11 protein-coding genes are annotated in these 12,663 nt (G+C 63.7%); all 11 read right to left on the reverse strand.

The window, feature by feature from the left end; genetic code table 11:
- Positions 1-109: 109 nt before the first annotated feature.
- The 11 genes from rpoB to IQ16_RS08695 all read right to left on the reverse strand — a co-directional run bounded on the left by rpoB (position 110) and on the right by IQ16_RS08695 (position 12,565).
- Complete coding sequence (gene rpoB, locus IQ16_RS08645) at positions 110-4,228, reverse strand: DNA-directed RNA polymerase subunit beta (RefSeq protein WP_018647234.1); 4,119 nt, start codon at positions 4,226-4,228, stop codon at positions 110-112.
- Between the two features lie 481 nt (positions 4,229-4,709).
- Positions 4,710-5,087, reverse strand: coding sequence for a 50S ribosomal protein L7/L12 (gene rplL, locus IQ16_RS08650; RefSeq protein ID WP_018647233.1), 378 nt, complete (start codon positions 5,085-5,087; stop codon positions 4,710-4,712).
- A 54-nt stretch (positions 5,088-5,141) separates the two neighbouring features.
- The gene (rplJ, locus tag IQ16_RS08655; protein ID WP_018647232.1) at positions 5,142-5,660 is read right to left on the reverse strand and encodes a 50S ribosomal protein L10; all 519 of its coding nucleotides are present in this window, start codon (positions 5,658-5,660) and stop codon (positions 5,142-5,144) included.
- A 586-nt stretch (positions 5,661-6,246) separates the two neighbouring features.
- Positions 6,247-7,164: a 2-hydroxyacid dehydrogenase gene (locus tag IQ16_RS08660; protein WP_018647231.1), complete on the reverse strand. Its 918-nt coding sequence runs from the start codon at positions 7,162-7,164 to the stop codon at positions 6,247-6,249.
- A 90-nt stretch (positions 7,165-7,254) separates the two neighbouring features.
- Positions 7,255-7,947, reverse strand: a complete 693-nt coding sequence (rplA, locus tag IQ16_RS08665; protein ID WP_018647230.1) for a 50S ribosomal protein L1 — start codon at positions 7,945-7,947, stop codon at positions 7,255-7,257.
- A 6-nt stretch (positions 7,948-7,953) separates the two neighbouring features.
- On the reverse strand, positions 7,954-8,382 hold the full coding sequence (gene rplK / locus IQ16_RS08670) for a 50S ribosomal protein L11 (RefSeq protein WP_008136439.1): 429 nt from the start codon (positions 8,380-8,382) through the stop codon (positions 7,954-7,956).
- 131 nt (positions 8,383-8,513) lie between these two features.
- The gene (nusG, locus tag IQ16_RS08675; protein WP_018647229.1) at positions 8,514-9,068 is read right to left on the reverse strand and encodes a transcription termination/antitermination protein NusG; all 555 of its coding nucleotides are present in this window, start codon (positions 9,066-9,068) and stop codon (positions 8,514-8,516) included.
- Positions 9,068-9,259 (reverse strand): preprotein translocase subunit SecE, encoded by a 192-nt coding sequence (gene secE, locus IQ16_RS08680; protein WP_007611620.1) that lies wholly within the window; start codon positions 9,257-9,259, stop codon positions 9,068-9,070. Before secE ends, nusG begins: the two co-directional genes overlap by 1 nt.
- Positions 9,260-9,588: 329 nt before the next feature.
- A complete protein-coding gene (locus IQ16_RS08685) occupies positions 9,589-10,881 on the reverse strand; it encodes a methyltransferase domain-containing protein (RefSeq protein ID WP_347340196.1) in 1,293 nt (430 codons plus the stop codon).
- Between the two features lie 61 nt (positions 10,882-10,942).
- Positions 10,943-11,965 (reverse strand): lysylphosphatidylglycerol synthase transmembrane domain-containing protein, encoded by a 1,023-nt coding sequence (locus IQ16_RS08690; RefSeq protein WP_018647227.1) that lies wholly within the window; start codon positions 11,963-11,965, stop codon positions 10,943-10,945.
- 12 nt (positions 11,966-11,977) lie between these two features.
- Positions 11,978-12,565 carry an SIS domain-containing protein gene (locus IQ16_RS08695; RefSeq protein ID WP_244635592.1) on the reverse strand — a complete coding sequence of 196 codons (588 nt, stop codon included), beginning with the start codon at positions 12,563-12,565 and terminating at the stop codon, positions 11,978-11,980.
- Positions 12,566-12,663: the final 98 nt, after the last annotated feature.

Raw genomic sequence — 12,663 nt, forward strand, 5'->3', positions numbered from 1 at the left:
GTCGCCTCCGGCCGCAAATTCGAAAATCACTCGAGCACGGCGCCCTGCCCTCAAGGCCTCGGGAGGGGCGCCAATGCCCGGCCGCGAAGGCCGGGCATGAAAGGTCGAATTACTCGGCCGCTTCCGACGTCGGCGCCGGTCCCATCTTGGAGTTGTGCAGGTCGACGTTGAGGCCGAGCGAGCGCATTTCCTTGACCAGCACGTTGAACGATTCCGGAATACCGGCCTCGAACGTGTCGTCGCCGCGCACGATCGCCTCGTACACCTTGGTGCGGCCGGCGACGTCGTCCGACTTCACCGTCAGCATTTCCTGGAGCGTGTACGCCGCGCCGTAAGCCTCGAGCGCCCACACCTCCATTTCGCCGAAGCGCTGGCCGCCGAACTGCGCCTTGCCGCCCAGCGGCTGCTGGGTGACGAGCGAGTACGGACCGATCGAACGCGCATGGATCTTGTCGTCGACGAGATGGTGCAGCTTGAGCATGTAGATGTAGCCCACCGTCACCTTGCGATCGAACGGATCGCCGGTGCGGCCGTCATAGACGGTCGACTGACCCGAAGCGTCGAGACCGGCAAGCTTCAGCATCTCCTCGATGTCGGCTTCCTTGGCGCCGTCGAACACCGGCGTCGCGATCGGAACACCGCGGCTGAGGTTATGGCCGAGCTCAAGCAGCTCGTTGTCGTTGAGCGACTTGATGGTCTCGTCCTCGCCGTAGACCTTCTTCAAGGTTTCCTTCAGCGGCTTGATGTCCTGCTTCGACAGGTAGGCATCGACCGTCTGGCCGATACGCTTGCCGAGGCCGGCGCAGGCCCAGCCGAGATGGGTCTCGAGGATCTGTCCGACGTTCATGCGCGAGGGCACGCCCAGCGGGTTGAGCACGATGTCGGCGTGCGTACCGTCTTCGAGGAACGGCATGTCCTCGATCGGCACGATCTTCGACACCACGCCCTTGTTGCCGTGGCGGCCGGCCATCTTGTCGCCGGGCTGGATCTTGCGCTTCACCGCGACGAAGACCTTGACCATCTTCATCACGCCGGGCGGCAATTCGTCGCCGCGCTGGAGCTTCTCGACCTTGTCGAGGAAGCGCTGCTCGAGCCCCTTCTTCGACTCGTCGTACTGCTTCCGCATGGCCTCGATCTCGGCCATCAGCTTGTCGTTCGGCGAGGCGAACAGCCACCACTGCGACTTCGGATACTCCTCGAGCACCGCACGGGTGATCTTGGTGTCCTTCTTGAAGCCCTTGGGACCCGCAATGCCCTGCCGCCCTTCGAGCAGCTCGGCAAGACGGTTGTAGACGTTGCGATCCAGGATCGCCTGCTCGTCGTCGCGGTCCTTGGCCAGACGCTCGATCTCTTCCCGCTCGATCGCCAGCGCACGCTCGTCCTTGTCGACGCCGTGACGGTTGAACACGCGAACTTCCACGATCGTGCCCTGCACGCCCGGAGGAACGCGCAGCGAGGTGTCGCGAACGTCGGAAGCCTTCTCACCGAAGATGGCGCGCAGCAGCTTCTCTTCCGGCGTCATCGGGCTTTCGCCCTTCGGCGTGATCTTGCCGACCAGGATGTCGCCGGCGCGCACTTCCGCACCGATGTAGACGATACCGGCTTCGTCGAGGTTCTTCAGCGCTTCTTCCGAGACGTTCGGAATGTCGCGGGTGATTTCCTCGGGCCCGAGCTTGGTGTCGCGGGCCATCACCTCGAACTCCTCGATGTGGATCGAGGTGAAGACGTCTTCCTTCACGATCCGCTCGGAGAGCAGGATCGAGTCTTCGAAGTTGTAGCCGTTCCACGGCATGAACGCGACGAGCACGTTGCGGCCGAGCGCGAGCTCGCCGAGATCGGTCGACGGACCGTCGGCGATGATGTCGCCCTTCTTGACGATGTCACCGACCTTCACCAGCGGACGCTGGTTGATGCAGGTCGACTGGTTCGAGCGCTGGTACTTCATCAGACGGTAGATATCGACGCCCGACTTGGTCGGATCGAGATCTTCCGTGGCGCGGATGACGACGCGGGTCGCGTCGATCTGGTCGATCACGCCCGACCGGCGCGCCGCGATCGCGGCACCCGAGTCACGGGCAACGACGCCCTCCATGCCGGTGCCGACGAAAGGCGCCTCGGCGCGAACCAGCGGCACCGCCTGGCGCTGCATGTTCGAGCCCATCAGCGCGCGGTTGGCGTCGTCGTTCTCGAGGAACGGGATCAGCGCCGCGGCGACCGAAACGAGCTGCTTCGGCGACACGTCCATGTAGTCGACCTTGTCCGGCGTCACCGGCAAGACTTCGCCGGCGTGGCGGCAGACCACGAGGTCCTCGGTGAAGCGGCCCTTCGGGTCGAGCGGCACGTTGGCCTGCGCGACCGTGTAGCGGCCCTCCTCCATCGCCGAGAGGTACACGACCTCGTCGGTGACGCGGCCGTCCTTGACCTTGCGATACGGCGTCTCGACGAAGCCGTACTTGTTCACGCGCGCGAAAGTCGCGAGCGAGTTGATCAGACCGATGTTCGGACCTTCCGGCGTCTCGATCGGGCAGATGCGGCCGTAATGCGTCGGATGCACGTCGCGCACCTCGAAGCCGGCGCGCTCGCGGGTCAGACCACCCGGTCCAAGTGCCGAGAGGCGGCGCTTGTGGGTGATCTCCGACAGCGGGTTGGTCTGGTCCATGAACTGCGAGAGCTGCGAGGAGCCGAAGAACTCGCGCACGGCGGCAGCCGCGGGCTTCGCGTTGATCAGGTCCTGCGGCATGACCGTGTCGATGTCGACCGAGGACATGCGCTCCTTGATCGCGCGCTCCATGCGCAGGAGGCCGATGCGGTACTGGTTCTCCATGAGCTCGCCGACCGAGCGCACACGGCGGTTGCCGAGATGGTCGATGTCGTCGATCTCGCCCTTGCCGTCGCGCAGGTCCACCAGCGTCTTGATGACGGAGAGGATGTCTTCCTTGCGCAGCGTACGCTGGGTGTCGGGCGCATCGAGGTCGAGGCGCATGTTCATCTTGACGCGGCCGACCGCGGAGAGGTCGTAACGCTCGGCGTCGAAGAACAGCGACTGGAACATGGCCTGCGCCGAATCCAGCGTCGGCGGCTCGCCCGGACGCATCACGCGGTAGATGTCGAACAGCGCGTCTTCACGCGTCATGTTCTTGTCGGCCGAGAGCGTGTTGCGGATGTAGGGGCCGACATTGACGTGGTCGATGTCGAGCAGCGGCAGCTCCTTGTAGCCGTGCTCGTTGAGCGCCTTCATGTTCTTGTCGGTGATCTCCTCACCGGCCTCGGCGTGGATCTCGCCGGTCTTCGGGTTGACGAGGTCCTCGGCGAGGTAGTTGCCGACGAGCTCCTCATCCGACAGACGCAGCGCCTTCAGCCCCTTCTCCTGGAGCTGGCGGGCGGCACGGACGGTAAGCTTCTTGCCGGCCTCGAGCACGACCTTGCCGGTGTCGGCGTCGATCAGGTCGTTGACGGTCGAGTAACCGCGGAAACGGTTGGCGTCGAACGGAACGCGCCAGCCTTCCTTGGTCCGCTTGTAGAGGATCTTCTTGTAGAACGTGGACAGGATCGCTTCGCCGTCGAGGCCGAGGGCGAACATCAGCGACGTCACCGGAATCTTGCGGCGACGGTCGATACGCGCATAGACGATGTCCTTGGCATCGAACTCGATGTCGAGCCAGGAGCCGCGATACGGGATGACGCGGGCGGCGAACAGCAGCTTGCCCGAGGAGTGGGTCTTGCCCTTGTCGTGGTCGAAGAACACGCCGGGCGAACGGTGCATCTGCGAGACGATGACGCGCTCGGTGCCGTTGACGATGAAGGTGCCGTTCATCGTCATGAGCGGGATGTCGCCCATGTAGACGTCCTGCTCCTTGATGTCCTTCACCGACTTCGCGCCAGTTTCCTCGTCGATATCGAACACGATGAGGCGCAGCGTCACCTTGAGGGGCGCCGCGAAGGTCATGCCACGCTGGCGGCACTCGTCGACGTCGTACTTCGGCTGCTCGAACTCGTAGCGGACGAATTCCAGCATCGAGGTGCCCGAGAAGTCCGAGATCGGGAACACCGAGCGGAACACCGCCTGCAGACCCTCGTCGAGACGACCGCCCTGGGGCTCGTCGACCATCAGGAACTGGTCATAGGACGCCTTCTGAACCTCGATGAGGTTCGGCATCTCGGCGACTTCCTTGATGTGTCCGAAGAACTTGCGAACGCGTTTGCGACCGGTGAATGTCTGCTGCGCCATCGTGGCCTCTCATTTCGTCGCCCGCTGTGGGCGCGCCGTCCGGAACGCGGCTGCCACCGCTCCCCGGGTTGAATTTTTCGAACCCGTTTTTGGGGCCGGAAACTCAGGTTCAGGCGGGAATGTCCTGAATCTGTTCTTCAGACCTTCAAAACGCAAAACGACGCGCGGGGCGCTGGTGTGCGCGCCCGCCCGTCACAACGATCGTCTTCACGGACTGCAAAAGCCCGAAATAGCCTGCTCTCCCAACGGCTTCCAGGGAAATCCGGCCTCCCTGCCCACCGCGCTTTCGTGCTGCCGACCCGATATGGGGCGACAATAGTGCAGATTCGAGGGACAAACCCTCAAATCCCCACACTTTTTCGTGTTCGGCCCGCGTCGGATCGTTCCGTCGCACGCCTTTTGCATCCGGTCCACCCTCTCGAGGGGACCAGGATCCCGGGCTGAGCCGACGCTCGCCCGGGATCCCGCCAGTAAGCAGTGCTTACTTGAGCTCGACCTTGGCGCCAGCCTTCTCGATCTGGGCCTTGATCTTCTCGGCTTCTTCCTTGTTCACACCTTCCTTCAGCGGCTTCGGAGCACCCTCAACGAGGTCCTTTGCTTCCTTGAGGCCGAGGCCGGTGATGGCGCGGACTTCCTTGATGACCTCGATCTTCTTCTCGCCGGCGGAGGCGAGAACGACCGTGAACTCGGTCTTCTCTTCAGCCGGAGCGGCGGCAGCGCCACCACCAGCCGGGCCGGCCACGGCGACAGCCGCGGCAGCCGAAACGCCCCACTTCTCTTCGAGGAGCTTCGCGAGTTCAGCGGCTTCGAGCACGGTGAGGCTCGAGAGGTCGTCAACGATCTTCTGCAAGTCAGCCATTGTTCAGTTTCCTTAGGTGTAAGTCTGGTTCGGGTTTGAGTTTTGCGAAGGGCGTCAGGCCGCTTCGCCCTTTGAGGCATGAGCCTGGATGACGCGCGCGAGCTTGCCCGCGGGCGCGTTGGCGAGCTGAGCGATCTTGGTCGCCGGGGCCACAAGCAGGCCGACGATCTTGCCGCGCAGTTCGTCAAGCGACGGCAGCGAGGCAAGCGCCTTCACGCCGTCGACATTCAGGACGGTCTTCCCCATCGAGCCGCCAACGATGACGAACTTTTCGTTCGCCTTGGCGAATTCGACGGCGACCTTTGGCGCCGCTACCGGATCGTTCGAAGTGGCGATCACGGTCGGTCCCTTCAGCATGGGGCCGATGGCAACGACGTCAGTGCCTTCAAGAGCAATTTTGGCGAGACGGTTCTTCGAGACCTTCACCGATGCACCCGCCTGCTTCATCTGCTGGCGCAGCTTCTGCATCTGGGCGACGGTGAGGCCGGAATATTGAGCAACGATCGCGACGCTCGTGGCCTTGAAGACCCCATTGAGCTGTTCGACCGCGTCCTTTTTTGCCGCTCGTTCCACAGCAAGCTCTTTCCGGTTGGCAGTCTTCGCGAAAAGCGGGACCGCCGGGTTGCACCCATCGTCCCGCCCAAACCTGAACCTCCGGGTCAAAAACCCTTCGGACACGCCGGGCAAGACGACAATTCAAAGCCTGCCCTCCGGGAGCCCCTGAAAGGCCCACGGCGTGTCGAGGTCCGAACCAGACCCGTTTCGCGAAGCCAGCCCTTAAAGCTGGATGCGAAGTGAAATCCGGTCTTCACCCGTCTATGCAGGCCATGCGATTAAGCCGTTGAGAAATCGAAATTTCCCGCGAGCGCCTGCAGTCTTGGACAGGACAAGGTCAGCCGGCGAACCGTCCGACCTCTGCCCGCATCCCAGCCAACCGACGGATTTTCCTTCCTTTTCGGGCAAATCCTTGCGGACGTCCTGAAAAGGAATGATCTCCTGTCGCGTCGGGTTTTCGGAATGCGTGCACGAACGCGCCAGCCGAGGCCGGCACGTCCGGAGGCGGTTCTTTAACCGCTCCGGGCCTGCTTGCCAAGAGCAAAATTCACACCAGTTCCAATCTGTTGCCGACCGGGCTTGAGATGGCCAAACAAGGACCGATTCAGACCGATTTGACCGCGTAAGGGAGCGGCTTGCCTTCGAAGAACGCGGTCAGGTTCGCCAGCACGCAATTCTGCATGGCGACGTGCGAGTCCAGGGTGTGGCCACCGATATGCGGGGCGAACACGACGTTCGGGAGCGCGGTCAGCGCGTCGGGCGCGTGCGGCTCCTTCTCGAAGACGTCAAGGCCGGCGCCGGCGATGGTCTTGTCGGTGAGCGCCGCGACCAGGGCCCTCTCGTCGATGACAGAGCCGCGGGAGATGTTGACGACATAGCCGTCTGCCCCAAGTCGCCCAAGGATGTCGGCATTGACGACATGTTGGGTCTCGCCCCCTGCCCGCACCGCGATCATCAGCACGCTGCACCAGTCGGCCAACGCCTCCAGCGACGGAAAATATTGATACGGCAGATCGTATTTGGTGCGGCTGAAGTAGCCGACCTCGCTTTCGAAAGCGGCGCAGCGCGCCGCGATCTTGCGGCCGATCTCGCCCATGCCATAGACGCCGATGCGGCGGCCGGGCATGCCGGCTTGCGGGCGCATCATCGGCGATTGCTTCGAGGCCGCCCAATCGCCGCTGCGGACATACTGGTCGGCGACCAGGATCCGCCGCGTCGTCGCCAGCATCAGGGTCATCGCGATATCAGCCACGGAAGCCGCGTTGGCACCCGGGCTGTGGCCGACCGCGATGTTGCGCGCGGCCGCCGCTTTCAAATCCACACCGTCATAGCCGGTGCCGTAGCAGACGATGGCGCCGAGCTTTGGAAACAGGTCCATCGCCTCCGCGCCCAGCGGCGAGCCGCCCGCGGTCAGCATCGCACGGATTCCGCTGAGCTCGTCCGCCGAAAACACCTCGCGCGGGGGCTTGCCGCCGGTGTCGAGCAGCTCGAACCGCGAGTAGATCAGGACCTTGTCAGCCATTGTTCTTGTTTCCGGTCAACGCCGCCACAAACGACGAGGGGCGGAATCGGTCGCCCGATTCCGCCCCTCGCATCATGCAATTTCCAAACCTCAACCGAGAATGGTGCCCGGCTCGACCTTCACGCCGGGGCCCATCGTCGAGGACACCGCAACGCGCTGGATGTAGGTGCCCTTGGAACCAGCCGGCTTCGCCTTGGAGACAGCGTCCGCGAGAGCCTTGATGTTCTCGACCAGCTTCTCCTCGGAGAACGAGGCCTTGCCGACGCCGGCCTGCAGAATGCCGGCCTTCTCGACGCGGAACTCGACCGAGCCGCCCTTGGCACCCTTCACCGCGCCGGTGACGTCCATGGTCACGGTGCCGATCTTCGGGTTCGGCATCAGACCGCGCGGGCCGAGCACCTTACCGAGACGGCCGACCAGCGGCATCATGTCGGGGGTGGCGATACAGCGGTCGAAATCGATCGAGCCGTTCTGCACCTTCTCGACCAGGTCCTCGGCGCCGACGACGTCGGCACCGGCGGCCTTGGCTTCATCGGCCTTGGCGCCGCGGGCGAACACGCCGACGCGGAGCGTACGGCCGGTGCCGTTCGGCAGGGTCACGACACCGCGGACCATCTGGTCGGCGTGACGCGGATCGACGCCGAGATTGATGGCGACCTCGATGGTCTCGTCGAACTTCGCCTTGGCGCGTTCCTTGACCATCTTGATGGCGTCCGCGAGCGGGTAAAGCTTTTCGCGGTCAATGCCTTCGCGGGCTTTGTTCAAACGCTTTCCGATTGCCATAGCCGCTTACCCCGCAACTTCCAGACCCATCGAACGGGCAGAGCCCTCGACCATCTTCATGGCCGATTCGATGGTGTCGCAATTCAAGTCCTTCATCTTCTTCTCGGCGATCTCGCGCACCTGCGCCTTGGTCACCTTGCCGGCCTTGTCACGGCCCGGCGCCTTCGAGCCGGACTGGATCTTGGCAGCCTGCTTGAGGAAGAAGGACATCGGGGGAGTCTTCATCTCGAACGTGAACGAACGATCGGCGTAGATCGTGATCACGACGGGAATCGGGGTGTTCTTCTCTTCCTTCTGGGTCTGGGCGTTGAACGCCTTGCAGAACTCCATGATGTTGAGACCGCGCTGACCGAGCGCGGGACCGATCGGGGGCGAGGGATTCGCCGCACCGGCCGGGACCTGAAGCTTCAGGTATCCGGTCACTTTCTTTGCCATGTATCACTCCTGTTGTGCCGGCGGGGCCGGCGGTTTCAGGTTCGTGGTCGGGATCGATGTGCGGCTGGCAACCGCCCTCGTCCTCCCACGGCCTCTTGTCGCGTGCGACCGAAGCCTCACGCCTCGTCCGGTCAGACCTTCTCGACCTGACCGAATTCCAGCTCGACCGGCGTCGCGCGGCCGAAGATCGACACCGCGACCTTCACGCGCGAGCGCGCCTCGTCGATTTCCTCGACCACCCCCGAGAACGAGGCGAACGGGCCGTCGGCCACGCGCACGTTCTCGCCGATCTCGAACGACACCGACGCCTTCGGCCGTTCCACGCCCTCCTGCACCTGGTGCAGGATGCGCATGGCCTCGGCCTCCGAGATCGGCATCGGCTTGTTTTCCGCGCCGAGGAAACCCGTCACCTTCGGCGTGTTCTTGATCAGATGGAACGCCTCGTCGGTCAGCTTCATCTTCACCAGGACGTAGCCCGGGAAGAACTTGCGCTCGGCGTCGATCTTGCGGCCGCGGCGCACTTCCGTGACCTTCTCGGTCGGAACCAGCACCAGCTCGAACAGCTCCTCGAGCCCGCGCTGCTTGGCCTGCTCGCGGATCGATTCGGCGACCTTCTTCTCGAAGTTCGAATAGGCGTGGACGATGTACCAGCGCTTGTCGGACACTTGAGCGGTTGCTGTAGCCATCAGTGGATGCCCAGAAGGAAGGTGATGAGGTAGCGGATGATCTGGTCGGCGGCGAAGAAGAAGATCGAGGCCACCGCGACCATGACGAACACCATGATGGTGGTGATCGTGGTCTCGCGGCGGGTCGGCCAGGTGACCTTGGCGGTCTCCGAGCGCACTTCCTGCAAGAACTTGAACGGGCTGACTGCCATCGTTTGAGGTCCAGCGTCCGTCGACAGACGCACATGAATTTCAGGGATCCGAACAGCCGCCGTTGGCCCAGCCCTCTGTCTCGAAGGATGAGCCGGGAACCGGGCTCGATTGTTCGGGGATTTAAAGCCGCGCCGGAGATCCGCGTCTAACGGGCCGGCTGCGAGTGCGGGGTATCTACTGCGGATGAGGCCAAAGGTCAAGATAGAGAGGGCTTGTGCGGGCAAGCCGCCCTCCCCCGGACCGCCGTGCAGAGGTCATGTGGATCAAGGACTTATCCACCGCCCGCAAGGCGTCATCCCCGGGAGGCCTTCAGCCCCCGCCAGCCCCATCAGTCGACCCGGTCCACCATGGTAATGCCCGGCAGCGGCACCACGAACTTTCCGCCCTCGGCGAAATAGCGGGCATGCTTGGCCCGGATCGGGTCGACATAGCGCCAGGCGAACACGACCACGAAGGCCGGCTTGCGCTCGTAAAGGGCCGCGGGCGGCAGGATCGGGATGTCGTATCCCGGGCCGGCCATCACGTTCCCCTTCTTCGGATCGTCGTCCACGAGGAAGTCGATCTTGTTCTCCAGGCCGAACTGCGGCAGCAGCGTCGTGGTACCGACCGAGACGCCGTAGCCGGCAACCGATTGACCGCGCGCATGGGCGGCATCAGCCATCGCAATCAGTTCGTCGCGGATGGCGCCGATTCTCTTCACATAGGGTGCGTAATAAGCCGGCTGATCGACACCGAGCCGGTCCTCCTCGGCGACGAAGCGCGCGACTTCCGCGGACGGCTTCTTCGGGCCGCCGGCGCGCTGAACCGTGACGCGGATCGAGCCGCCCTTGGTCCAGATGTGCTGGACGTCGATCAGCTCCATGCCCAGCCGAGCAAAGAAACGGATCAGCGGCTTGATGTTAAAATACGACAGATGCTCGTGATAGACGGTGTCGAGAAGGTTCTTCTCGGTGACGTCGACGCCATACTGCGTCTCGAACACGAACAATCCGTCCGGCGCCAGCACGTCGCGAACCCCGATCACCAGCGGATCGAGGTTGTCGACATTGGCGATCATGTTGTTGGCGATCACGACGCTGGCGGCACCGTGGCTCTGAAGGATGCGGCGACCGATCACGTCAGTGAAGAAATCGCCGATGGTCTCGATCCCCCTCTCCGTCGCGCGCCGCGCAATGTCGACGGCCGGATCGACGCCCAGCACCCGCATGCCCCGCTCCTTGAAGAAGCCGAGCAGCGATCCGTCATTGCTGCCGAGTTCGACGACCAGCGAGCCCGGCGCGATCCCGAAGCGGCTGACGACGTCGTTGGCATAACCGGCGAAATGCTCCCGCAGGCCGAGCGAGAGCGAGGTGGTGTAGACGTAGTTGCGGTACTGCACCTCCGGATTGCCGACATGGAGGATCTGGAGGTGGCCGCAATCCCTGCACAGGTGCAGCGCCATCGGGACCGCGGCCCGGAAGACGGGATCGTCGACGCTGGCGTTCGGCACCTGGAAGTTGGGCGTGCCAATGGGCATGCCGGCCATCGGAACGACCAGCTCTTGCTTGTCCGAATGACAGAGGCGGCAGGTATGGCGGGCGTAGAATAGGTTTTGCATCATAGATCCGGAAAACGGAGACATGCGAGCGAGCGGGACAACCCCACCCTGTGAAGATCAGATCGACGGTAATGGTTCAAGACAGTCAAGGGTGGCTCGAGACCTCCCTGGCCTTCGCCAGCCCGTAGCCCGGCGGTTCTTCGGCAGCCTGCGCGGCCTTGTCCGCTGAATACGAGCCCCGCTCCGGACTTGCCAGCCAGATCACCCCGCCCGCCAGACCGACGATCACGCTGACCGCCCCCAGCAGCAGCGAAACCGACAGCGCTTCCTCGGAAGGAACGCCAGCCAAGCCGAGACAGGCAACCATTGCGCCCTCGCGAACGCCCCAGCCGCTGATCGAGATCGGAACCGCCGTCAGCAGGACCACCGGCGGAATCAGGATGGCGGCGTCCACCACCGAGAGCTGAGCTCCTACGCCGCGCGCCAAGGCATAGCACGCCGCTGCCGTCACGAGATGAATGAAGAGCGCCGACCCGAACAGCAAACCGCGGTGCTCGGATCGCAGGAGAAGAAATCTGACGAGCGTTCCGAACCGGACGAAGCTTGCGATCGCGGGAAGCGCGATGAGGCGCTTCGGCAGGCGATCGAGCGTCAACAGGACCACGGTACCGGCGACGCCCGCCAGCGTCAGCCCGCCGATCGCCAGGATCGCAGCCTGATTCGACACCCGCGACATCAGGACCGGCAAGCCGGCCACCATCAGCACGATCAGCCCGATCAACGCCGTGAAACGGTCCGCCGCAACGCCCTTGACCGCCTCCGGCCACTGCACGCCGCGCTGGCGCAGCAGCCACATCCGAACCGCGTCGCCGCCCACCGACGACGGCAGCACCTGGTTGAACCAGAGGCTGATCATCAGGATCCGCCAGCCAGCGAGCCAATCCAGCGACACGCCCAGCGCGCGCATGATCAGCTCCCACCGGCCATTCAGTGCGAAGGTCTGAACGAAGATCAGCGCCAGCGCGAGGATAAAGAGCAACGGATTGATCGAGACGAGATGGGTGCGCAACTGCTGCAGGTCGAGACCGCGCGCGATGTAGACCAGCACCGCGATCGACAGCAGCAGCTTCACCGAGAACAGGGCTGCCTGTTTGAACCGCGCATGCATCCGATGCCCGCCTCAGGATGCCGGGTATTCCGCGCGACCTATGACGAGGTCGATCGCGGCCATCATCCAGAACTGGTGCGTGGTCTCGACAATGTTGTAGCTGCGGCTGTCCACCCAGAAATTGACGTCGCCGAGATTGCGCAGCGGATTGTCCACATTCATGCCCGACAGCGTGACCACGCCGAGCTTCATCGTCCGCGCCTGCGCAACCGCATTGAGGATGTTCTTCGAGCGCCCCGACGAACTGATCGCAACGAGGCAGTCGCCGGCGCGGGCGCTCAGCCGCACGGCGTGCGCGATCCAGTCCTCGAAACCGTAGTCGTTGGCAAGGCACGACATCATGCTGGCATCGCTGAAGCAGAGCGCCGGCACGGACGCGTTCTTCGCCAGATCGATCGCCAGATGCGAAGCAATGCCGGCCGAGCCGCCATTGCCAATGAAGATGACGCGACCGCCCTGCTCGCGCGCACGCAACCAGGCCGCGCGGGTGGCGGAGATGCTGGCGAAAACACCGTCGTCGATCGCCGTCGCGCGATGCAGGCGCCCCATGTAATCGACGAGGAAGGCCTTGTGATCGGGATCAAGAGTCTCGGCGGGCATGGGCTGGCGGCTCGACTGCAACATGACGCCCTGATACCGGCTATTACCAGGGATTGCAAAGGTATAATACTTGCAAAAATCGCGACCGGCTGTTAGTC

The sequence above is a fragment of the Bradyrhizobium huanghuaihaiense genome, assembly GCF_007830635.1.
Taxonomy (GTDB): domain Bacteria; phylum Pseudomonadota; class Alphaproteobacteria; order Rhizobiales; family Xanthobacteraceae; genus Bradyrhizobium; species Bradyrhizobium huanghuaihaiense.

Bases quoted from the DNA above. Each gene is read 5' to 3' on its own strand.
- rpoB (WP_018647234.1), bottom strand. From the start codon at position 4,228: ATGGCGCAGCAGACATTCACCGGTCGCAAACGCGTTCGCAAGTTCTTC.
- rplL (WP_018647233.1), bottom strand. From the start codon at position 5,087: ATGGCTGACTTGCAGAAGATCGTTGACGACCTCTCGAGCCTCACCGTG.
- IQ16_RS08660 (WP_018647231.1), bottom strand. From the start codon at position 7,164: ATGGCTGACAAGGTCCTGATCTACTCGCGGTTCGAGCTGCTCGACACC.
- rplA (WP_018647230.1), bottom strand. From the start codon at position 7,947: ATGGCAATCGGAAAGCGTTTGAACAAAGCCCGCGAAGGCATTGACCGC.
- rplK (WP_008136439.1), bottom strand. From the start codon at position 8,382: ATGGCAAAGAAAGTGACCGGATACCTGAAGCTTCAGGTCCCGGCCGGT.
- nusG (WP_018647229.1), bottom strand. From the start codon at position 9,068: ATGGCTACAGCAACCGCTCAAGTGTCCGACAAGCGCTGGTACATCGTC.
- secE (WP_007611620.1), bottom strand. From the start codon at position 9,259: ATGGCAGTCAGCCCGTTCAAGTTCTTGCAGGAAGTGCGCTCGGAGACC.
- IQ16_RS08685 (WP_347340196.1), bottom strand. From the start codon at position 10,881: ATGTCTCCGTTTTCCGGATCTATGATGCAAAACCTATTCTACGCCCGC.
- IQ16_RS08690 (WP_018647227.1), bottom strand. From the start codon at position 11,965: ATGCATGCGCGGTTCAAACAGGCAGCCCTGTTCTCGGTGAAGCTGCTG.
- IQ16_RS08695 (WP_244635592.1), bottom strand. From the start codon at position 12,565: ATGCCCGCCGAGACTCTTGATCCCGATCACAAGGCCTTCCTCGTCGAT.